This is a genomic window from Agrococcus versicolor (assembly GCF_039531815.1).
Taxonomy (GTDB): Bacteria; Actinomycetota; Actinomycetes; order Actinomycetales; family Microbacteriaceae; genus Agrococcus; species Agrococcus versicolor.
The window spans coordinates 584,224-604,952 of the sequence record NZ_BAAAQT010000005.1; the positions used below are offsets into that span (position 1 = coordinate 584,224).

General features: G+C 73.3%; 24 protein-coding genes and 1 pseudogene. 19 read left to right on the forward strand and 6 right to left on the reverse strand.

The window, feature by feature from the left end; translation table 11 throughout:
* Nucleotides 1-183: 183 nt before the first annotated feature.
* A pseudogene (locus tag ABD249_RS05610) lies at nt 184-1,152 on the reverse strand (TerC/Alx family metal homeostasis membrane protein); the annotation flags it as partial.
* 205 nt (nt 1,153-1,357) lie between these two features.
* Between ABD249_RS05610 and ftsY the strand changes: the two are divergent.
* Complete coding sequence (gene ftsY, locus ABD249_RS05615; protein WP_344341313.1) at nt 1,358-2,227, forward strand: signal recognition particle-docking protein FtsY; 870 nt, start codon at nt 1,358-1,360, stop codon at nt 2,225-2,227.
* 49 nt (nt 2,228-2,276) lie between these two features.
* On the opposite strand, the gene ABD249_RS05620 is transcribed toward ftsY, so the two are convergent.
* The gene (locus ABD249_RS05620; RefSeq protein ID WP_344341315.1) at nt 2,277-2,744 is read right to left on the reverse strand and encodes an NUDIX hydrolase; all 468 of its coding nucleotides are present in this window, start codon (nt 2,742-2,744) and stop codon (nt 2,277-2,279) included.
* Between the two features lie 2 nt (nt 2,745-2,746).
* Nucleotides 2,747-3,904, reverse strand: coding sequence for an AMP-binding protein (locus ABD249_RS05625; protein ID WP_344341317.1), 1,158 nt, complete (start codon nt 3,902-3,904; stop codon nt 2,747-2,749).
* A gap of 62 nt (nt 3,905-3,966) precedes the next feature.
* Between ABD249_RS05625 and ffh the strand changes: the two genes are divergently transcribed.
* From ffh to ABD249_RS05645, 4 genes are all read left to right on the forward strand, one after another.
* Nucleotides 3,967-5,517 (forward strand): signal recognition particle protein, encoded by a 1,551-nt coding sequence (ffh, locus tag ABD249_RS05630; protein WP_344341319.1) that lies wholly within the window; start codon nt 3,967-3,969, stop codon nt 5,515-5,517.
* A 40-nt stretch (nt 5,518-5,557) separates the two neighbouring features.
* On the forward strand, nt 5,558-6,373 hold the full coding sequence (locus ABD249_RS05635; protein WP_344341321.1) for an LLM class F420-dependent oxidoreductase: 816 nt from the start codon (nt 5,558-5,560) through the stop codon (nt 6,371-6,373).
* 96 nt (nt 6,374-6,469) lie between these two features.
* A complete protein-coding gene (locus ABD249_RS05640) occupies nt 6,470-6,913 on the forward strand; it encodes a VOC family protein (protein ID WP_344341323.1) in 444 nt (147 codons plus the stop codon).
* Nucleotides 6,913-7,596, forward strand: a complete 684-nt coding sequence (locus ABD249_RS05645; RefSeq protein ID WP_344341325.1) for a winged helix-turn-helix transcriptional regulator — start codon at nt 6,913-6,915, stop codon at nt 7,594-7,596. Before ABD249_RS05640 ends, ABD249_RS05645 begins: the two co-directional genes overlap by 1 nt.
* A gap of 49 nt (nt 7,597-7,645) precedes the next feature.
* Here the strand turns inward: ABD249_RS05645 and ABD249_RS05650 are convergent, their stop codons facing one another.
* Entirely contained in the window at nt 7,646-8,743 is a 1,098-nt protein-coding gene (locus ABD249_RS05650; protein ID WP_344341327.1) for a carboxylate-amine ligase, read from the reverse strand.
* Nucleotides 8,744-8,931: 188 nt separating this feature from the next.
* Between ABD249_RS05650 and rpsP the strand changes: the two genes are divergently transcribed.
* The 12 genes from rpsP to ABD249_RS05710 all read left to right on the forward strand — a co-directional run bounded on the left by rpsP (nt 8,932) and on the right by ABD249_RS05710 (nt 17,267).
* The gene (gene rpsP / locus ABD249_RS05655; RefSeq protein WP_344341329.1) at nt 8,932-9,372 is read left to right on the forward strand and encodes a 30S ribosomal protein S16; all 441 of its coding nucleotides are present in this window, start codon (nt 8,932-8,934) and stop codon (nt 9,370-9,372) included.
* 3 nt (nt 9,373-9,375) lie between these two features.
* Nucleotides 9,376-9,612 carry an RNA-binding protein gene (locus ABD249_RS05660; protein WP_344341331.1) on the forward strand — a complete coding sequence of 79 codons (237 nt, stop codon included), beginning with the start codon at nt 9,376-9,378 and terminating at the stop codon, nt 9,610-9,612.
* Complete coding sequence (gene rimM / locus ABD249_RS05665) at nt 9,557-10,315, forward strand: ribosome maturation factor RimM (protein WP_425546288.1); 759 nt, start codon at nt 9,557-9,559, stop codon at nt 10,313-10,315. The genes ABD249_RS05660 and rimM overlap by 56 nt, the downstream gene beginning before the upstream one ends.
* 1 nt (nt 10,316) lies before the next feature.
* The gene (gene trmD, locus ABD249_RS05670; protein ID WP_344341333.1) at nt 10,317-11,015 is read left to right on the forward strand and encodes a tRNA (guanosine(37)-N1)-methyltransferase TrmD; all 699 of its coding nucleotides are present in this window, start codon (nt 10,317-10,319) and stop codon (nt 11,013-11,015) included.
* An 88-nt stretch (nt 11,016-11,103) separates the two neighbouring features.
* Entirely contained in the window at nt 11,104-11,667 is a 564-nt protein-coding gene (locus ABD249_RS05675; protein ID WP_344341335.1) for a hypothetical protein, read from the forward strand.
* A gap of 154 nt (nt 11,668-11,821) precedes the next feature.
* The gene (gene rplS / locus ABD249_RS05680) at nt 11,822-12,169 is read left to right on the forward strand and encodes a 50S ribosomal protein L19 (RefSeq protein WP_344341337.1); all 348 of its coding nucleotides are present in this window, start codon (nt 11,822-11,824) and stop codon (nt 12,167-12,169) included.
* A gap of 195 nt (nt 12,170-12,364) precedes the next feature.
* On the forward strand, nt 12,365-13,081 hold the full coding sequence (lepB, locus tag ABD249_RS05685) for a signal peptidase I (RefSeq protein WP_344341339.1): 717 nt from the start codon (nt 12,365-12,367) through the stop codon (nt 13,079-13,081).
* Nucleotides 13,078-13,731: a ribonuclease HII gene (locus ABD249_RS05690; RefSeq protein ID WP_344341341.1), complete on the forward strand. Its 654-nt coding sequence runs from the start codon at nt 13,078-13,080 to the stop codon at nt 13,729-13,731. The genes lepB and ABD249_RS05690 overlap by 4 nt, the downstream gene beginning before the upstream one ends.
* A 10-nt stretch (nt 13,732-13,741) precedes the next feature.
* On the forward strand, nt 13,742-14,065 hold the full coding sequence (locus ABD249_RS05695) for a DUF2469 domain-containing protein (RefSeq protein ID WP_344341343.1): 324 nt from the start codon (nt 13,742-13,744) through the stop codon (nt 14,063-14,065).
* Nucleotides 14,066-14,173: 108 nt separating this feature from the next.
* The gene (locus ABD249_RS05700; protein WP_344341345.1) at nt 14,174-14,527 is read left to right on the forward strand and encodes a YraN family protein; all 354 of its coding nucleotides are present in this window, start codon (nt 14,174-14,176) and stop codon (nt 14,525-14,527) included.
* Nucleotides 14,524-16,050, forward strand: a complete 1,527-nt coding sequence (locus ABD249_RS05705) for a YifB family Mg chelatase-like AAA ATPase (protein ID WP_344341347.1) — start codon at nt 14,524-14,526, stop codon at nt 16,048-16,050. The genes ABD249_RS05700 and ABD249_RS05705 overlap by 4 nt, the downstream gene beginning before the upstream one ends.
* Entirely contained in the window at nt 16,047-17,267 is a 1,221-nt protein-coding gene (locus ABD249_RS05710) for a DNA-processing protein DprA (protein WP_344341349.1), read from the forward strand. The genes ABD249_RS05705 and ABD249_RS05710 overlap by 4 nt, the downstream gene beginning before the upstream one ends.
* Nucleotides 17,268-17,270: 3 nt before the next feature.
* On the opposite strand, the gene ABD249_RS05715 is transcribed toward ABD249_RS05710, so the two are convergent.
* A complete protein-coding gene (locus tag ABD249_RS05715) occupies nt 17,271-18,170 on the reverse strand; it encodes a bile acid:sodium symporter family protein (protein WP_344341351.1) in 900 nt (299 codons plus the stop codon).
* Nucleotides 18,171-18,256: 86 nt separating this feature from the next.
* Between ABD249_RS05715 and ABD249_RS05720 the strand changes: the two genes are divergently transcribed.
* Both ABD249_RS05720 and ABD249_RS05725 read left to right on the forward strand, forming a co-directional pair.
* Entirely contained in the window at nt 18,257-19,150 is an 894-nt protein-coding gene (locus ABD249_RS05720; RefSeq protein WP_344341353.1) for a metallophosphoesterase, read from the forward strand.
* 2 nt (nt 19,151-19,152) lie between these two features.
* Nucleotides 19,153-20,052 carry a tyrosine recombinase XerC gene (locus ABD249_RS05725; protein ID WP_344341356.1) on the forward strand — a complete coding sequence of 300 codons (900 nt, stop codon included), beginning with the start codon at nt 19,153-19,155 and terminating at the stop codon, nt 20,050-20,052.
* On the opposite strand, the gene ABD249_RS05730 is transcribed toward ABD249_RS05725, so the two are convergent.
* On the reverse strand, nt 19,989-20,630 hold the full coding sequence (locus tag ABD249_RS05730) for a peptidoglycan DD-metalloendopeptidase family protein (RefSeq protein ID WP_344341358.1): 642 nt from the start codon (nt 20,628-20,630) through the stop codon (nt 19,989-19,991). The genes ABD249_RS05725 and ABD249_RS05730 overlap by 64 nt on opposite strands.
* Between the last annotated feature and the right edge of the window lie 99 nt (nt 20,631-20,729).

The window sequence follows — 20,729 nt, forward strand, 5'->3', positions numbered from 1 at the left end:
GTCGAAGTCGGTGATCGGGGCCTGCTTGCCCTCGGCGTCGACCACCATGAGGCCCTGCGTGCGCGGCTCGATCGTGAGCGGGCGGGCGAACGACGAGCCCGTCGCGTCGACGATGTGGAAGTGGCCGTCGGCGCCGCGCTCGGCCTCGACGGGGCCGAGGTGCAGGCTGCCGTCGCCGGTCCTGCGGGCGTCGATGCGCAGCTTGATGAGCGAGGCGACGACCGACACGACCATGGAGGCGAGGATGACGAGCAGCGAGTGCCACGTCTCGATGTGCGGGACCCACGCGATGTGCTCGCCGCCGTTGATGAACGGCAGCTCGTTCTCCTCCATGGCGTGGAACACGAGCTTGATGCCGATGAAGCCGAGGATCGCCGCGATGCCGTAGTGCAGGTACACGAGGCGGTCGAGGAGGCCGCCGAGCAGGAAGTACAGCTGGCGCAGGCCCATGAGGGCGAAGATGTTGCACGCGAAGACGAGGAACGGGTCGGTCGTCACCGAGAAGATGGCGGGGATCGAGTCGATGGCGAACAGCAGGTCGGTCGTGCCGAGCGCGACGATGACGAGCACGAAGGGCGTCATGAACTTCACGCCGTCCTCGACGAGCGTCGCCTTGCCGCCGTTCCACGTGTCGGTGAAGTTCACGCGCCTCTTGAGCAGGCGCGTGACGAGGTTGTCCTTCTCGCCGGCCTCGTCGTCGTTGCCGAACGCCTGCTTGTACGCGACGTAGACGAGGTAGGCGCCGAAGATGTAGAAGACCCACGAGAGCTGCTCGACGAGCTGCACGCCGACGAGGATGAAGATGCCTCGCAGCACGATCGCGATGAGGATGCCGATCATCAGCACGCGCTGCTGCATCTCGCGCGGCACCGAGAAGCGGCTGAGGATGATGATGAAGACGAAGAGGTTGTCGATCGACAGCGAGTACTCGAGCAGCCAGCCGGTCACGAACTCGCCGGCGTGCTGGGCGTCGCCCATGAGCAGGAGCGCCCCGGCGAACACGAGCGCGAGCGAGACGTAGAGCACGACCCAGCCGGTCGCCTCCTTCATCGAGGGCACGTGGGGCCGCTTGACGACGATCAGCAGGTCGGCGACGAGGATGAGCACGAGCACCGAGAGCGAGACGATCTCGAAGATCTGGTACGGGGTCACGGGCTGCCTTTCGGGGGCGTGAGGGCGCAGGGGAGGCGCGAACGTCTCTCCCGCGTGCTCACGCACGCCGCCGCGACCGGGGCCCCGGGGCCCGTGATGACGAATCGCGGCGAATCGGGATACTCCCCTTCGCGACCCTCATGGTAGCGCCTCGACGCCTCGCCGGTGCGTGGCGGTCGGCGGCGCACCGCCTAGCATGGGGGCCATGGCGCAGCGGTGGTCGATCTCGAACGCGCTCCGCGGGATGTTCCAGCGCGAGACCATCACCGAGGAGACCTGGGAGGACCTGGAGACGGCGCTCATCACCGCCGACTTCGGTCCCGACATCGCCGAGGAGGTCGTCGAGGCGCTGCGCGCCGACGTCGACCGGCTCGTCGTCGACGATCCCCGCGAGCTGCGCCGCATGCTGCGGGAGACGCTCGAGGAGCGCTTCGCCGCCTACGACCCCACCCTGACGCTGCAGGAGCGGCCCGCCGTCATCCTCGTCGTCGGCGTGAACGGCGTCGGCAAGACGACGACGATCGGCAAGCTCGCGCGGCTGCTCGCGAGCCACGGCCAGTCGGTCGTGGTCGGCGCGGCCGACACCTTCCGCGCCGCCGCCGTCGAGCAGCTCGCGACGTGGGCGCAGCGGGCGGGCGTCGAGGTCGTGCGGCCCGAGCGCGAGGGGCAGGATCCCGCCTCCGTCGCCTTCCAGACCGTGCAGCGCGCGCAGGCCGGCGGCATCGCGATGTGCATCGTCGACACCGCGGGCAGGCTGCAGACCAAGGGCGGGCTCATGGACGAGCTCGGCAAGATCCGCCGCGTCGTCGAGAAGCTCGCGCCCGTGTCGGAGGTGCTGCTCGTGCTCGACGCGACGACGGGGCAGAACGGCGTCGCGCAGGCGCAGGCCTTCATCGAGCACGCCGGCGTCACGGGCCTCGTCATCACGAAGCTCGACGGCAGCGCGAAGGGCGGCTTCGTGCTCGCCGTCCAGGAGCGCACGGGCATCCCCATCAAGCTCATCGGCCAGGGCGAGGGCATCGACGACCTCACGGGCTTCACGCCCCACGTCTTCGTGGAGCAGCTCGTCGGCTGACGCCGGTCGCGAGGCGCGACGACGCCAGGCGCGGCGACGCCGGGCGCGGCTACGCCAGGCGCACGGTGCCGTCGAACGCCACGGCGGCGTCGAGCCGCGCGAGCATGTCGTCGCTCATGGGCGGCAGGGCGTCGAGGGCGAACCAGCGCACGTCGACCGACTCCTCGTCGGCGACGTGCGGCTCGCCCGACACGTGGCGGCACCGGTGCACGAGGTCGAGGTACTGCGTGACGTCGCCGTTGCCGTAGGTCGTCGGAGGCAGGACGTGGACGCGCACGAGCGCCTCGACCTCGATGACGACCCCCGCCTCCTCGAGCGCCTCGCGCACCGCGGTCGTCGCAGGATGCTCGCCGGGATCGACGATGCCCGAGATCGGCGTCCACGCGCCCGTGTCGGCGCGGCGCACGAGCAGCACGCGATCGTCGTCGAGCACGACGGCCGTCGATCCGGAGAGCCACAGCGGCGCGTGGCCGACGTGCTCGCGCAGCCGGAGGACGAAGTCGGGCGTCGGCGCCATCGTCAGTCGCCGTCCGGTCCGGCGGGCATCCGCCCGAGGATCGTGAGCCTGCCGTCGTCCATGCGGCCCCGGTCGTCGGTGATGATCGTGCGGCCTGCGCCGCGCACCCACACGCGCCCCTCGGCCTGCTCGCCCGTGGGATGGCCGACGATGCCGGCCTGCGTGCCGGGGATGGCGCGGCCGACCGTGCCGGGATGCGCGACGACCTCGTCGGGGCTCGCGACCGTCACGGTGCCCGTCTCGGTCGTGCCGTAGGCGTTGCAGACGATCGGCCCCCACGCGTCGTGCAGGCGCGCGACGAGCCGCGCGTCGAGCGGCTCGCTGCCGCTGACGATGCGCCGCACGGGCGGCGGCGTCTCGCCCGTCTCGGCGAGGTGGTCGAGCAGGCGGCCCAGCTGCGTCGGCGTGCCCGACAGCATCGTCGCGCCGCGCTCGAGCAGCAGCCGCACGCGCGTGTGCGGCCGCGACCGCGGCGCGGCGACGAGCGTCGCGCCCGTGAGCAGCGACGCGGCGACGAGCTGCACGCCGTTGCCCTGGTGCAGGGGCCAGCACGCGAGCACCGTGTCGGTCGAGGCGATGCCGATGCGCTCGTGGAGGCTGCGCAGCTGCCGCAGGCCCCACACCGAGAACTGCCGGGCGACGTGCGGCACGGGCGTGCCGGTCGTGCCGGCGGTCATGAGCACGAGCCGACCGCGTCGGCTCGTGTCCGCGAGCGGGCCGCCCTCCTCGTCGGAGCGGGCGAGCGCCTGCTCGGCGGGCATCGTCGGACCGCGGTGCCACGCCGGCGCATCCTCCTCGTGCACGAGCAGCGCGTCGTCGGGGATGACGTGCTCGAGCGCGGCGACGCGGCCGGGATGCGCGAGCCAGACGTCGAGGCCGAGGCGCGATCCCGCGAGCAGCGACACGACGAGCCCGGCGCCCTCGCAGGCGACCACGACCGTGCGCGGCCCGTCGAGCGACTCGCGATGCCACACGCCCGCGAGGCGCTCGGCACGCCGCCACAGCTCGGCGAACGACCACGACCGATCGCCGACGACGAGGGCCGTGCGATCGCGGAACCGGGCGGCGGCGGCCTCGGCGAGCGCGGCGAGCGTCGGGCCCCGCCTCGACGTCGCTCGCACGAGCACGCCCACGTCGCGCGGCGAGAGTCTCAGGCGCATGCTGGCAGCGTAGACGCCCGGGGACGACGCCATGCCCGGCCGCCGGTACCATCGGAGGCACCATGGCAGCGTTCGGCTCTCTCTCCACCCGGCTCACCGACTCCCTCGCGAAGCTGCGCACGAAGGGTCGGCTGACGCCGTCGGACATCGACGGCACCGTCCGCGAGATCCGTCGTGCGCTGCTCGACGCCGACGTCGCGCTCGACGTCGTGAAGGACTTCTGCGGTCGCATCCGCGAGCGCGCCCTCGGCGCGGAGGTGTCGAGCTCGCTCAACCCTGCGCAGCAGGTCGTGCAGATCGTCAACGAGGAGCTCGTCGCGATCCTCGGCGGCGAGCAGCGCAGGCTCGAGCTCGCGAAGACCCCGCCGACGATCATCATGCTCGCCGGCCTGCAGGGCGCGGGCAAGACGACGCTCGCGGGCAAGCTCGCGCTGCACCTCGCGGGCGAGGGGCACACCCCGATCCTCGTCGCCGCCGACCTCCAGCGCCCGAACGCCGTGACGCAGCTCGAGGTCGTCGCCGGCCAGGCGGGCGTCGCGGTCTACGCGCCCGAGCCGGGCAACGGCGTCGGCGACCCCGTGAAGGTCGCACGCGACGGCGTCGCCCTCGCGCGCAGTCGGCAGCACGACGTCGTCATCGTCGACACCGCGGGCCGCCTCGGCGTCGACGCCGAGCTCATGCAGCAGGCGTCGAGGATCCGCAAGGCCATCCAGCCCGACGAGGTGCTCTTCGTCATCGACGCCATGATCGGCCAGGACGCCGTCGCGACGGCGAAGGCCTTCCAGGAGGGCGTCGACTTCACGGGCGTCGTGCTCACGAAGCTCGACGGCGACGCGCGCGGTGGCGCGGCGCTGTCCATCCGCGGCGTCACGGGCCGCCCCATCCTCTTCGCCTCGACCGGCGAGCGGCTCGAGGACTTCGAGCCCTTCCACCCCGACCGCATGGCGAGCCGCATCCTCGACCTCGGCGACATCCTCACCCTCATCGAGCAGGCGCAGAAGTCGTTCGACGAGGAGGAGGCGCGTCGCGTCACCGAGGCGATGCTCACCGACTCGTTCACGCTCGAGGACTTCCTCAAGCAGCTGCAGCAGGTGCGCAAGGCGGGCAACTTCAAGCAGATGCTCGGCATGCTGCCGGGTGCGAAGGGCCTGCGCGAGGCGATCGACGGCTTCGACGAGGGCGAGTTCGCGCGCACCGAGGCGATCATCCTCTCGATGACGCCGCGCGAGAGGAAGCAGTCGAAGATCCTGAACGGCTCGCGCCGCCTCCGCATCGCGCGCGGCTCCGGCGTGACCGTCACCGAGGTCAACCAGCTCATGCAGCGCTTCGACCAGGCGGCGAAGATGATGAAGACCGTCGCGAAGGGCGGCATGCCGAACATCCCCGGCATGGGTCCCATGCCCGGCTCGCACGGCGTCGGCAAGCGGCAGGTGCAGCAGAAGCCGTCGAAGGGCAAGCGCTCGGGCAACCCCGCCAAGCGCGCCGTGGCGCCCGTCGAGGCGCCCGCGCCCGGCGGCGTGTTCGGCGGCGGCCAGCAGGCGGCACCCGACCTCGCCGACATGAGCGCCGAGGACCGAGCCGCACTGCAGCGCATGCTGGGCGGCGGGCGCTAGCCCCAGATCCGTCGTCGCATGCGCGCCTAGGCTGGAGCGCATGGTCGCCACCGACATCCCCACCCGCATCGGCGTGCAGGTCTCGCCGCAGCACGCCTCGTTCCAGCAGTCGCTCGACGCCGTCCGGCGCCTCGAGGACATGGGCGTCGACATGGTCTTCAACTGGGACCACTTCTACCCGCTGTCCGGCGAGCCCGACGGGCTGCACTTCGAGTGCACGACGCAGCTGGCCGCCTGGGCGCAGGCGACGGAGCGCGTCGAGCTCGGCCCGCTCGTGTTCTGCAACTCGTACCGCAACCCCGACCTGCTCGCCGACGTCTCGCGCACGCTCGACCACATCTCGAACGGACGCTTCGTGCTCGGCATCGGCGCCGGCTGGTTCGAGCGCGACTACGTCGAGTACGGCTACGAGTTCGGCACGCCCGGCTCGCGGCTGCGCGAGCTGAAGGACGCGATGCCGCGCATCGAGTCGCGCCTCGCGGCGCTCAACCCCGCGCCGGTGCGCGACATCCCCGTGCTCATCGGCGGCGGCGGCGAGCGGAAGACGCTGCGGATCGTCGCCCAGCACGCCGACGTGTGGCACTCCTTCGCCGGCCCCGACGAGCTGCAGCACAAGCTCGACGTGCTCGCGCAGCACGCCGACGACGTCGAGCGCGACATCTCGGGCATGGTCGTGTCGAACGGCGCGAGCGTGCGCCAGGGCATCGGCGGCCTCGGCGTCGAGCGCCTCGACGCGCTGCACGCGCTCGGCACCCGTCTCATCACGGTGTCGATCTCGGGCGACGACGGCCCCGGCGGCTACGACGTCGAGCAGGTGCGGCAGTTCCTCGACTGGCGCGACGCGAAGAACGCCTGATCGGGCGATGCCGGGAGGCTTGACGTCGCACTTGCTTTTTGCAAGCATGACGGCAGCCGGTCCGACGAGGGGTCGGCGCATCCGAACGGAGCCGACATGTCCACGATGATCTTCGTCAACCTCCCCGTCACCGACCTCGACCGCTCGAAGGCCTTCTACGAGGCGCTCGGATGGTCGATCAATCCCATGTTCACCGACGAGAACGCCGCATGCGTCGTCATCTCGGACACGATCATGCTCATGATCCTGCGCCGCGACTTCTTCCAGACGTTCACGTCGAAGGAGGTCGCCGACCCGCGCACGACGGCGCAGGCGCTCATCGCCCTCAGCCGCGACTCGCGCGAGGCGGTCGCGGAGATCGCGGCGACCGCGCTCGCCTCGGGCGGCTCGGAGTCGCGTCCCGCGCAGGACTACGGCTTCATGGTGCAGCACGCGATCGAGGACCCCGACGGCAACGTCCTCGAGTTCATGTGGATGGATCCGCACGCGGCCGAGCAGGGCCCCGACGCGTTCCTGGCCGAGGGCGGCGCCGACTCCTGATGGCGGCCCGCTCCTACGGGCAGCACGACGGCGTCACGCGAGCGCTCGAGCTCGTCGGCGACCGGTGGGCGCTGCTCGTGGTGCGCGACCTGCTCGTCGGCCCGCGGCGCTACGGCGACCTGCGGGCCGGCCTGCCGCGCATCCCGACGAACGTGCTCGCGACGCGGCTCGCCGAGCTCGTCGACGCCGGCCTCGCCGTCAAGACCCCGGTGAAGCGCATGGGCACCGTCTACGAGCTCACGCCGCTCGGGCGCGACCTCGCGCCCGTCGTCGACGCGCTCGCCCGCTGGGGCGCGCGATCCCTCGGCGAGCCCGCGGAGGACGACGTCGTGACCGCGGACGCGCTCGCCACCGCGCTGCGGGCCGCGTTCTCGGCCTCCGAGGCGCACGACCAGGCCTTCGTCGCCGACCTGCTCGTCGGCACCGTCGCGCTGCGCGTGCGGGTCGACGGCGACCGCCTCGACGTCGCGACCGTGGCGCTCGAACGGCCGGAGACGGGTGCGGCGGGGGAGACGGCTCGGGCGCTGCGCGCCCGGGTCCCCGACGCCGTGCTGCGCGCAGGCGTCGACCTGCAGGGGCTGCTGGCGCGCGGCGACGGACGCGACGCCGTGGAGGTCGTGTCGGGCGACGTGCGCGTCGCCGACGCCTTCGTGCGCGCGTTCGCCGCGGCGCCCGCGGCGTGAGGCGAGCGCCGAGCGCGGACGCAGGCTCCGGGCGGGCGGCTCGGAGCGGCTAGTCGCGCATGGCCTCTACGAGGTGCTCGAGCACCGCATCCATGCCGCCGGCGATCATCGCCTCGCGCTGCTGCGCCGACGAGCCGCCCTGCGCGAGCACCGCGACGGCCGCGTCGATCCCCGCGGTCGCGCCGAGGTCCTCCGCGATGGGTGCCAGGCGATCGAGCGTCGAGTGCAGCACCTCGGCCACGCGCATCGTGGCGCCCTCGGCGTTCGTGATCATGACGGCGTCGAGGCCGAAGCGCGCGGTGCGCCAGCGGTTCTCGCGCACGAGCCACGAGGGGATGCGCTCGGGCTCGGTGCCGTCGTCGAGCGCGCGCATGCGCTCCTCGACGAGGCAGTGCGTGAGGGCCGTGACGGCGTGCAGGTGCGCGAGGGAGGGCGCGCCGTCGGCGATCCGCGCCTCGACGGTGCCGAGGCGCGGCGACGGGCGCACGTCCCAGCGCAGCTCGGTGAGGCCGTCGGCGGCGCCGACGTGCACGAGGTCGTGCGCGACGCGCTCCCACGTCTCCCAGTCGGGCATGTCCGGCGGGAGGCCCGCGTTCGGGATCTGCTGGAAGAGCATGGCGCGCTGCGAGGCGTAGCCGGAGTCGTGGCCCTGCCAGTACGGGCTCGAGGCCGAGAGCGCGAGGATGAGCGGCAGGTGGTCGAGCAGCGCGTGCACGATGGGCACCGTCTGCTGCCGGGGTCGATCGATGCCGACGTGCGTGTGGACGCCGAAGATGAGCAGGCGCTCGGCCCACGACCCGCCGTGCTCGATGAGCCTGCGGTACCGGGGGGAGTCGGAGACCGGCTGGCCGCGCCACCGCGCGGTCGGGTGCGTGCCGGAGCCGATGACGTCGGCGCCCTCGGCGTCGGCCGCCGCGACGACGAGGTCGCGCAGCTCGCGCACCTCGGCGACCGCGGCGTCCGTCGTGCCGTGCACGCCCGTGACGAGCTCGACCGTGTTCTGCAGGAACTCGCCCTTCACCCGGTCGTCGTCGATGCGCGCGAGCACGGCCGGGGCGACGGGAGCGAGGTCGCGCGACGTGCGGTCGACGAGCTGCAGCTCCCATTCGACCCCGAGGGTGCCGCGCGCGGAGTGGGCGAAGTCCATGGCGCAAGCGTAGGGCGCGGTCGTGCGCCGAGCGGTGCGCACGCACGCGTGGCGTCATGTGACAGAATGGTGGGTCGAGCCAGCAGTTCCGCCCTCTCTCGGAGATGCGGGCTCCCACCGCCTTCCCTCTCCGCGCCCCCGCCGCGGCCCGAGGGGTGCACATTCGTCAAGGAACCACCAGGAGAACCGTGGCTGTCAAGATCCGTCTCAAGCGCTTCGGCAAGATGCGCGCACCCTTCTACCGCATCGTCGTCGCCGACTCGCGCACCAAGCGCGACGGCCGCGTCATCGAGGAGATCGGGATCTACCACCCGACCGAGAACCCCTCGCGCATCGAGGTCGACGGCGAGCGTGCGCAGTACTGGCTCGGCGTCGGCGCGCAGCCGACCGAGCAGGTGGCCGCGATCCTCAAGCTCACGGGCGACTGGGGCAAGTTCAAGGGCGACGCGAACGCCGTCTCGACCGTGCAGCAGCCCGAGGGCCGCAAGGCCTTCGTCGCCGACGAGAAGAAGGCCCCCGTCCTCCGCCCGAAGGCGGAGAAGAAGGCCGAGGAGCCCGCAGCGGCACCCGAGGCCGAGGCGCCCGCCGCCGACGAGGCACCCGCCGAGTCCGACGCCAAGGCCGAGTAGCACATGCTCGTCGCGGCGCTGGAGCACCTCGTCAAGGGCATCGTCGATCGCCCGGACGAGGTCGCCGTCGCGTCGCGCGAGACCCCCCGCGGCGAGGTCCTCGAGGTGCGCGTGCACCCCGAGGACCTCGGCCGCGTCATCGGCCGTGGAGGCCGTACCGCGACCGCGCTGCGCACCGTCGTCGGTGCGCTCGCGCAGGGGCGCCGCGTCCGTGTCGACGTGGTGGACACCGATTCCTGAGCGCACGCGCACCCAGCTGCGGGTCGGTCGCCTCACCAAGGCGCACGGCCTCAAGGGCGCGCTGAAGATCGAGCTGTACACCGACGAGCCTGATCGCCGCTTCGTGCCGGGCGCCGAGTTCTCGCTGCAGGTGCCGACGTCGTCGAAGTGGCACCGCAAGACGCTGCGACTCACCGAGTTCCGCGTCTACAACGGCAACCCCGTCGGGTTCTTCGAGGGCATCGACGACCGCGAGGAGGCCGAGACCCTCGTCAAGGCCGTCCTCTGGGTCGAGCAGGACGCCACCGAGCTGCCCTCCGAGCCCGACGCCTGGTACCAGCACCAGCTCGCGAACCTCGAGGTGTGGCGCGACGGCGTCATGGTCGGGCGCATCGCTCGCATCGACCCGATGCCCGCCCAGGACCTCCTCGTCATCGCCTCCGGCGAGACCGAGGTGCTGCTGCCGTTCGTCCAGGCCTTCGTGCCGACGGTCGACCTGCAGCGCGGCCGCGTGGAGATCACGCCGCCCAACGGCCTGTTCGAGGATCCGGACCCGGCCGACGCCGAGCCGGAGCCCCAGGGCGCCGGCCGCCGTGCCGATGCGGCGGAGGCTCCCGAGCCCGACGCCGAGGAGTCGGACCCGTCCGAGGCGCCCGCGCCGGACGCATCCGCTGCGGCGGACGAGCCGGCGGCCCCCGAGCCGCCCGCAGCCGCGAAGGGCTGACGTGCGCATCGACGTCGTCACGATCTTCCCCGACTTCTTCTCGGTGCTCGACGTGTCGCTCCTGGGTCGCGCGCGCCAGAGCGGCCTCGTCGACGCCCGCGTGCACGACCTGCGCGCGTTCACGCACGACCGGCACCGCACCGTCGACGACACCCCCTACGGCGGCGGCGCCGGCATGGTCATGAAGCCCGAGCCGTGGGGCGAGGCCTTCGACGCCGTCCTCGGCACCGACGCGAGCGCGCAGACGCCGGCCACGGTCGTCTTCCCGTCGCCCGCGGGGGAGCGCTTCACCCAGGCGATCGCGCACGAGCTGGCCGAGGCGCCGCACCTCGTCTTCGCGTGCGGTCGCTACGAGGGCATCGACTCCCGCGTCGCCGAGCACGTCGCGACGCGTGCGACCGTGCGCGAGCTGAGCCTCGGCGACTACGTGCTGAACGGTGGTGAGGTCGCGGTCGTCGCGATGCTCGAGGCGATCACGCGCCTCGTCCCGGGCATGGTCGGCAACCCCGAGTCGATCGTCGAGGAGAGCCACGCCGACGGCCTCCTCGAGTACCCGATCTACACGAAGCCCGCGACGTGGCGCGGCCTCGACGTGCCGGACGTGCTGCGCTCGGGCGACCACGGCAAGGTCGCGGCGTGGCGTCGCGAGCAGGCGATCGAGCGCACGCGACGCGTGCGGCCCGACCTCCTCGAGGGCTGACGTCCGCAGCGCCGGGGCGAGCGCGCTCCGGGCGTGCTCTCGGCGAACGCATGGGCGGAGCCGGCGCACCGGTCGCTACGCTCGCCGCATGCGCCGCGCGTTCCTGTGGATCATGATCGCCTCGGTCGTCGTGCTGCCCATCTGGGTGCTCGTCGGCCGTGGCCTCTTCGGCGCGCCGCTCGCGCAGGCCATCGTGCCGCTCGCGCTGCTCGCGCCGTTCCTCGCGCTGCAGATCGGCGCGGTCGCAGGGCTCACGCTCGCGCGCAAGGAGGTGCGCGGTCCGCGCGCCGTCACCTGGCACGACGTGCGGCTCGTCGGACCGTGGCTGCTCGCGATCGTCGTCCTCGGCATGCTCGTCGTCGACGGCTCGGGTGCGGCGTCCGGCAGCGCGCTCACGGCGCTCGTCGGCGCGGGCGCCCTCACGGCCTCCGCCGCGCTCGCCGGCGTCCTCGGCCTGCTCGTGGTCCTCGCCGGCTTCGTCATCGGGTACGTGCAGGTCCGCCTGCTGCTGCTCGAGACCCGCACGCGCCTGGGCGCCTACGTCGACCAGGTGGCGCAGCGCCCGATCGTGGCGTCGGATGCGGTCTTCGAGCGTCCGGGCGGACCGCAGGCCGGCACGACGATCCGGCTCGAGCGTGGCGCCTCCGACTGAGCGCCGCCCGCGTGTGGCCGTCGACGGCCGCCATGTGGCAAGATGGTCGATTGTGCCATGCACATCCTCTGCCACAGGGGAGCGAGCGGGCACCCCACGAACATCCACATCCTGAAGCGGTCGACCTGTGGCGGCCGCAGAGAGCGACACCGCCATGAACATCCTCGACCACGTCGACGCAGCCTCGCTGCGCTCCGACGTCCCCGACTTCCGCCCCGGCGACACCGTCAAGGTGCACGTGAACATCATCGAGGGCTCGCGCTCGCGCGTCCAGGTGTTCCAGGGCCACGTCATCGGCCGTCAGGGCCGCGGCATCGGCGAGACCTTCACGGTCCGCAAGGTCTCGTTCCAGGTCGGCGTCGAGCGCACGTTCCCCGTGCACTCGCCCGTCATCGACAAGATCGAGGTCGTCACCAAGGGTGACGTCCGCCGCGCGAAGCTGTACTACCTGCGCAACCTGCGCGGCAAGGCAGCGAAGATCAAGGAGAAGCGCGACGCCTGAGCGTCGATGCGATCCACGAAGGGGGCCGGGCGACCGGCCCCCTTCGTCGTGTCCGGGTGCGGGCGGACGCCTGGCACGTGAGCGATGCTCGACAGCACGGTTCGACAACGAAGTGCCGCGCGCACCCCTCGTGTCGTCCTGCGTGCATGGGTGACGGCCGTAGGCTTGGCGGCTGGCGAAGGGCAGGACCAGGGCATGGCGACGAAGGCCGATGGACGCGGTTCCAGGACGATCATCCTGTTCCTGAGAGACCTCGCGGTGATCTTCCTCGCGGCGCTCATCATCTCCTTCCTCGTGAAGACGTTCCTCGTGCGGCCGTTCTACATCCCGTCGCCGTCGATGTCCGACACGCTCGAGGTCGACGACCGCGTCATCGTGAGCCTGCTCACCCCGCAGCTCGTGCAGCTCGAGCGCGGCGACGTCGTCGTGTTCGAGGACCCGGACGCGTGGCTGCCCGACCCGCAGGTCGACCAGCCCGAGGGCATCGCGGGCGCCGCCGACTGGTTCCTGACGTTCGTGGGCCTCGCGCCCGACGACAGCCACGGCTACCTCATCAAGCGCGTCATCGGGCTGCCGGGCGACCACGTCGTGTGCTGCAACGACTTCGGCCAGATCACGATCAACGACGTGCCGATCGACGAGACGGACTACGTCACCCTCGACCAGGAGGGACTGCCCGCCTCCGGCACCGACTTCGACGTCGTCGTGCCCGAGGGGCAGCTGTGGGTGCTCGGCGACAACCGGTACCACTCGGCCGACTCGCGCGCCCACATGGACGAGCCCACGGGCGGCTTCGTGCCGGTGTCGGACGTCGTCGGTCGCGCGATCGTCGTGTCGTGGCCCGTCGCGCGCTGGCAGTGGATCGACGACCACGACGAGGTGTACTCCGGCGTCGGATCGGGCGGCCGATGATCGAGCCCACGCTCGAGGTCGAGACGGGGCTGTGGGATGCCCGCCCGCTCGTCATCGGCATGGACGAGGTGGGGCGCGGGGCGCTCGCCGGGCCCGTGAGCGTCGGCGCGTTCGCGCTCGCGCGCTGCGACGAGGTGCCCGCGGGCCTGCGCGACTCCAAACTCATGACCGCGAAGGCGCGCGAGCGCACCGCGCCGGTCGTGCGCGAGTGGGGCGTCGCCGCCGTCGGGCACGCGAGCGCCGCCGAGATCGACGCCGTCGGCATCATGGCCGCGCTGGCGATCGCGGGTCGTCGGGCGCTCGAGGCGCTGCATCTCGCGGGCGTCGACGTCGTCGGCAGCGCCGTGCTGCTCGACGGCTCCCACGACTGGCTCAGCTCTCGCCTGCGGCGGCCGCTCGCGATCACGACGCGTCCCAAGGCCGACCGCGACTGCGGTTCGGTCGCCGGCGCCGCGTGCGTCGCGAAGGTCGAGCGCGACGCGCTCATGGTCGCGCACGACGAGGACCACCCCGGCTACGGCTGGGCCTCGAACAAGGGCTACGCGGCCGCCGTGCACATGGAGGGCATCGCCACCCTCGGGCCGACGCGACTGCACCGGCGGACGTGGCTGAAGAGCGACGGTGCCGTGCGCGCCTCCGCCGCCGCGTAGGATCGTCCTCGTGGAGCCTGAGGACATCGACGACTACGACCGCGAGGTCGAGCTGCAGCTCTTCCGCGAGTACCGCGACGTCGTCGGCACGTTCCGATACGTCGTCGAGACGGAGCGGCGGTTCTACCTCGCCAACGACGTCACGCTCACGCGGCAGGACGCGGGCAACGACTTCTACTTCGAGCTCGTGCTGACCGACGTGTGGGTGTGGGACATCTACCGCGCCGACCGGTTCGTGAAGAACGTGCGCGTGCTGACGTTCAAGGACGTCAACGTCGAGGAGCTCTCCGACCGCGATCTCGAGCTGCCGAAGGACCTCGCGATCGAGGGCTAGGCCCCGTGGGGCGCGTGCGTCCCGCACAGGCGCGACCTGCGCCGCTCCTCGCCACCCGTGGCGGTCGCGTGCGACGCGCCGGGCACCCGATGCCGTGGGATGTGCGGCATGCACCCCAAGGACGAGCTCGGACGAGCAGGTGAGGACGCCGCCGCCGATCTGCTGATCGCCGCGGGCATGCGCGTCGTCGATCGCAACTGGCGCTGCCGCCACGGCGAGCTCGACGTCGTCGCACGCGATGGCGTGACGTGGGTCTTCGTCGAGGTGAAGACGCGGCGCGGGCGGCGCTACGGCCACCCGCTCGAGGCCATCACGCGGCAGAAGCTGCGTCGGCTCCGCACGCTCGCCACGCTCTGGATGCAGGCGCACGACGTCCGCGGCCCCATGCGCCTCGATGCCATCGCCGTCGACGCGCCTCGTGACGCGCCCATGCGTCTCGAGCACGTCCGGGGCATCCGATGAGCGACGTCCGCATCGTCGGCGTCGCCCGCACCATCGCGCTGCAGGGCCTCGCGGGCCGTCGCGTCGACGTCGAGGTCGACGTCGCGAGCGGGCTGCCGAGCGTGCGCGTCGTCGGCATGCCCGACGCGGCCATCCGCGAGGCGCAGCATCGCACGCAGTCGGCGATCGAGACGTCCGGCTTCGAGTTCCCCGCGACGCGCGTGCTCGTCAACCTCACGCCCGCGTCGCTGCCGAAGGCCGGGTCGCACCTCGACCTGCCGATGGCGATCGCGGTGCTGCGCGCGACGGGCGTCGTGCCGGCGGGTCGCGAGGCGGCGCTCTTCGGCGAGCTGGGGCTCGACGGCAGGCTGCAGCCGCTGCGGGGCGTGCTGCCGCTCGTGCGCGCCGCGGCGCTCGACGGCGCCGACGAGGTGCTCGTGCCGCACGCGAACGCCGACGAGGCGAGCCTCGTGGAGGGGGTGCACGTGCGCGCCGTCGCGAGCCTGCGCGAGGCGGCGATCGTCCTGGGCGCCGACGTCGAGTCGGTGCCCGTCGAGCCCGCGACGCTGCGCGTGCCGGTGGCCGAGCCGCGCAGCGTGCCCGACCTCGTCGACGTCATCGGCAACCTCCACGCCGTCGAGGCGCTGCAGGTCGCCGCCGCGGGCGCGCACCACATGCTCATGCTCGGTCCGCCCGGCGCGGGCAAGACGATGCTCGCCTCCCGCCTGCCCGGCCTCCTGCCGCAGCTCGACGTCGACCAGGCGCTCGACGTCGCGTCGATGCGCTCGTTGTCGGGCATCGCATGCCAGCATCTCGATCGCACGCCGCCGTTCGAGGCGCCGCACCACTCGGCGACCGCCGGCTCCCTCGTCGGCGGCGGGGGAGCGCTCATCCGGCCCGGGGCCATCTCGCGCGCGTCCCACGGCGTCCTCTTCCTCGACGAGTGCCCGGAGTTCTCTCGCGTCGTGCTCGACGGCCTCCGCGAGCCGCTCGAGTCGGGCGTCATCGAGATCCACCGCGCGGCCGCGACGGCGGCGTTCCCCGCCGCGTTCCAGCTCGTGCTCGCCGCGAACCCGTGCCCGTGCGGCCACCACGGGACCGGCCGGTGCCGCTGCGCGCCCACGCAGCGCCGCAGGTACCTCGGCAGGCTGTCGGGGCCGCTGCTCGACCGCGTCGACCTGCAGGTGACCGTCGATCGCGTTCGGCCCGTCGAGGCCGCGTCGCGCGCCGACGAGCCGCGCATCACGACGGCCGTGGCCCGCGAGCGCGTCGCCGCGGCGCGCGAGCGGGCGGCGCATCGCCTGCGCGACACGCCGTGGCGGGCCATGGGCCACGTCGACGGGCCGTGGCTGCGGCGACGCCATCCGCTGCCGCCCGACGTCGCGGCGCCGCTCGACGAGGCGCTGGCGCGCGGCGCGATCTCGATGCGCGGCTACGACCGCACGCTGCGCGTCGCCTGCACCGTCGCCGACCTCGACGATGCGCCCGTGCGCCGCGAGCACGTGGGTCGCGCGCTCTTCTACCGACAGGGGATCCCCGCATGAGCAGGCTGCGCATCGCGACGTCGACCATCCGCGAGCTCGTCGCGGGCGTCGCCCCGCCGAGCCTCGCCGAGGCGGGCGACGACGTCGAGGTCGAGCTCTTCGCCGCCGCCGCCTGGTCGTGCATCCCGGAGCCCGGCGACGCGGTCGCGGGCACGGTGCGCGCTGCGATCGGCGACGTGCGCGCGCTCGAGCTGCTCGTCGCCGGCGCCGCGCCGAGCCGCTGGCTGCTCGAGGCGGGCGACGTCGCGCCCGACCTCGTACGGCACCTCGACGCCGCGGTCGACCGATGGCGTCCGAGGCTCGACGACGCGCGCGTGCGCCGCGCCCTCGAGCAGGGCGCCGCATGGGGGCAGACGCTGCTGTCGCCGCTCGCGCACGAGTGGCCGACCGGCCTCGACGACCTCGGCCCGCATGCGCCCGCGGCGCTGTGGGTGCGCGGCTCGCTGCACGCGCTCGCCGACGTCGGCCGGTCCATCGCGCTCGTCGGCTCGCGCGCGGCGAGCGGGTACGGCGAGCACGTGGCGATGGAGGCCGTCGAGGGCCTCGTGCGGCACCGGTTCGCGACGGTCTCGGGTGCCGCGTACGGCATCGACGCGTGCGTGCACCGCGCGACGCTCGCCATGGGCGGCACGACGATCGCGGTCATGGCCGGCGGCCTCGACCGCCTCTACCCGCCGGGCAACGACGACCTGCTGCGACGGGTCGACCGCGAGGGCGCCCTCGTCGCCGAGGTCCCCTGCGGATCGACGCCCAGCCGATGGCGGTTCCTCGCGCGCAACCGGCTGATCGCGGCGCTCGCGCAGGCGACGGTCGTCGTCGAGGCGAGCGTGCGGTCGGGGTCGATCAACACCGCGGGCCACGCTGCGACGCTCGGGCGGCCGCTCGGGGCGGTGCCCGGGCCGGTGACGAGCGGTGCGAGCGCGGGCTGCCATCGCCTCATCCGCGACTACGGCGCGCAGCTCGTGCAGGGCGCCGACGAGATGCGGGCGCTCGTCGACGGCGAGGGGCCGACGTCGGGCCTCGAGCTGCGTGCGGGTGCGGAGGAGACGCGACTGCTCGATGCGTTGAGCGTGCGCAGCGCCCGCGACGCCGACGACCTCGCGGCTCGTGCGGGCATGTCGGTCGTCGAGGTGGAGGCGACGCTCGGCCTGCTCGACCTCGCGGGTCGCGTCGAGCAGCGGGGGAGCGGGTGGGTGCGGCGGCCCGCGTCTCGCTGAGCGTCAGGCCGTGGTGCCCGCTGCCCGCGTCGTCGTGCCGCGCTCGCGGATGAGCAGGCCGAACGCGCCGGCGACGAAGAGCATGAGCACGCCGTAGACGCCGGCGGGCAGGCTCAGCTCGACCGAGCCGATCACGGTCTGCGCGATGACGATCGCCAGCACGGCGTTGTGGATGCCGATCTCGAACGACGAGGCGACGGCCTGGCGACGGCCGACGCCGAGCATGCGCGGCACGAGGAAGCCGATCGTGAGGCTCACGGCGCAGAAGACGACGGTGATGAGTGCGAGGGTCGCGACGTTCGCGACGAGGATCGCCCAGTTCGAGGCGACCGCGCCAGCGATGACGACGACGAGCACCACGAGCGATCCGACGCGCACCGGGCGGTCCATGCGGTCGGCGAACCCCGGTCGGATGCGACGCACGAGCATGCCGAGCACCACCGGGCCGAGGACGACGAGGAAGACCTCGACGACCTTCGCCGCCTGCAGGCCCAGCTGCCCGTCGAACGGGTCGAAGATCGCGATCGCGAGGTTCGTGATGAGCGGCAGCGTGACGACGGCCACGACCGAGTTGATCGCGGTGAGGGAGATGTTGAGCGCGACGTCGCCGTGGAAGAGGTGGCTGTAGAGGTTCGCCACCGTGCCACCGGGCGATGCGGCCAGCAGCATCATGCCCACCGCGAGCACGGGAGGCAGCTGGAAGAGCGCCACGAGACCCAGGCAGATCGCCGGCAGCAGCACGAGCTGGCAGACGAGCGCGACGACGACGGCGCGCGGATGCCTCGCGACCCTCGCGAAGTCGCCGAGCGTCAGGCCGAGGCCGAGGCCGAACATGATGATGCCGAGCGCGACCGGCAGGCCGATCGTCGTCAGAGCGGATCCCATGCAGCCAGTGTGCGGCAACCGTCGAGGAATGCTCGGCGCACGCGCCGCGCCTGTGGACAGCGGGGCGCCCCGACGTGACGGAGGGTGCGGCCTACCCTGGAGCCATGCACGACGGACTGGGCCAGCATGCGCCGCCGACGCACGTCGTCGCCCACCTGAGCGACACGCACCTCCTCGCGGGTGGCGCGCTGCTCGGCGGCGCCATCGACACCGCGGCGCACCTGCGCGACGCCCTCGCGCGGCTCGAGCTCGCCGCGCCCGCGGCCGATGCGCTCGTCGTCTCGGGCGACTGCACGGACCTCGGCGAGCCCGACGCCTACCGGCTCCTGCAGGAGATCGTCGAGCCCGTCGCCGAGCGCATGGGGGCGATCGTCGTGTACGCCGCCGGCAACCACGACGAGCGCGAGCCGATGTGGCACGCGCTGCACGGCATCGCATCCGACGCCCCGTACGACCACGTGCACGACGTCGGCGGCCTGCGCATCGTCTCGCTCGACTCGAGCCTCGCCGGCTTCCACCACGGCGGCTTCGACGAGGGGCAGGCGCAGTGGCTCGCCGACGCGCTCGCGACGCCCGCCGAGCACGGCACGCTGCTCGTCATGCACCACCCGCCGCTGCCGTACCGGGCACGCATCCTGCAGGTCCTCGAGTTCCAGGACGAGCCGCGGCTCGCCGAGGTGCTCGACGGCTCCGACGTGCGCGCGATCCTCTCCGGCCACCTGCACGTCAACGGCTCCGGCACCTTCGCCGGCGTGCCCGTCGTGCTCGCCAACGCGACCTCCTACGCCGACGACCTCGCCGCGGGACCCACGGCGTTCACCGGCATCGACGGTGCGCAGTCGGCGAACGTGCTCGAGGTCTACGCCCATACGGTCGCGCACTCGGTGGTGCCCGGGCAGGTGCACCCGTCGCTGTCGCCGCTGCCCGCAGGGCTCCACGCCGAGCTCGCGGCGCTCGACCCGGCCGCGCGCATCGAGCGCTTCAGCAGGAAGCGCTGAGCATGCGCGTCGAGGCGGCGATCGACGGCTACCTGACGCACCTCGAGCGCGAGCGCGCCGCGAGCCCCCGCACGGTGCGCGCCTACCGATCCGACCTCGCGAGCCTCGCGGAGCACTGCGCCGCCCACGGCATCGACGACGTCGCGGCGCTCGACCTCGAGGTGCTGCGCGACTGGCTCTTCGCCGCGAGCGAGCGCGGCCTCGCACGCGCGACCCTCGCCCGCCGCGGCGCATCGGCGCGCGGCCTCGGCGCGTGGCTCGAGCGCGAGGGCGTCGCGATCGGCGCCGCACGGCTGCGCACACCCAAGCGGGAGTCGCACCTGCCTCGCGTGCTCTCCCGCGGCGCGATCGACGGCATCGTCGCACGTCTCGAGGAGGATGCCGCCACGGACGACCCGCTCGCCCGTCGCGACCTCGCCATCGTCGAGCTGCTCTACGCGAGCGCGCTGCGGGTGTCGGAGCTCGTCGGCCTCGACGTCGACGACGTCGACCTCGAGCGCCTCACGGTGCGCGTGCTCGGCAAGGGTGCGAAGGAGCGCGTCGTGCCCTTCGGCGTGCCGGCGCTCGACGCCGTCCACGAGTGGATCCGGCTGGGCAGGCCCGCGCTCGCGACCGGCGCGGAGTCGCGTGCCCTGCTGCTCGGCGCCCGTGGCGGGAGGCTCGGCCAGCGCGCCGTCCACGCGCTCGTCGCCCGCCTGCTGGAGGACGTGCCCGGCTCCGGCCCCGCAGGCCCGCATGCCCTGCGGCACACGGCAGCGACGCACCTGCTCGACGGCGGCGCCGACCTGCGCGCCGTGCAGGAGCTGCTCGGCCACGCGAGCCTCGGCACGACGCAGATCTACACGCACGTCTCGCTCGAGCGGCTCAGCGAGTCGTACCGCACGGCGCATCCGCGCGCGTAGGCATCCGCCCTCGCCGCACCCGCACCTCCCGCCTCGACGGACGTGGTCGGCAGCAGCACGGCGCGCTCGGCCCCCAGCAGCGCCATCGGGTTCGCGTAGGCGTCGTCGATGCGCACGCCGAGGTGGACGCAGGCGCCGCACGGGCGGTGACCGCCGACGAGCGTGCCGATCGGCCCGCCCTGCACGACGGCGTCGCCGACCGCGACGCTCGGCTGCACCGGCTCGACCGTCACGAGCACCTCCGCCCCGAGGTTCGCCATCCGCACCGTCACGACGGGGCGGTCGACGACGACCCCCGCGAACGTCACGACGCCCGTCGTCGGCGCGACGACCTCCGTGCCCGGCACGGCTGCGACGTCGATGCCGCGATGGCCCGCGCCCCAGCGCGTCGACGGCGCCGCGAACGCGCGCACCACCTCCGCCCTCGGCACGGGCCACGCGAGGCTGCCGCGCAGGGCCTCCGGCACCTCCGCCGACGCCGACGCGACGGACGGCGGACCGGTCGCAGCGGCCGACGACGGCGCGAGCACGAGCGTCGCGAGGGCGGCGGCGAGGATCGTGGGGAGCCTGTGGTGCATGCGGACACCCTCGCCTGCCCGTGCGACGCCCGGGCGGCGTGCGGAGGCGGCGCGGGATCGGCCGGCCTGTGGGGGAGCGGCGAGCGCGCCACGACGCGG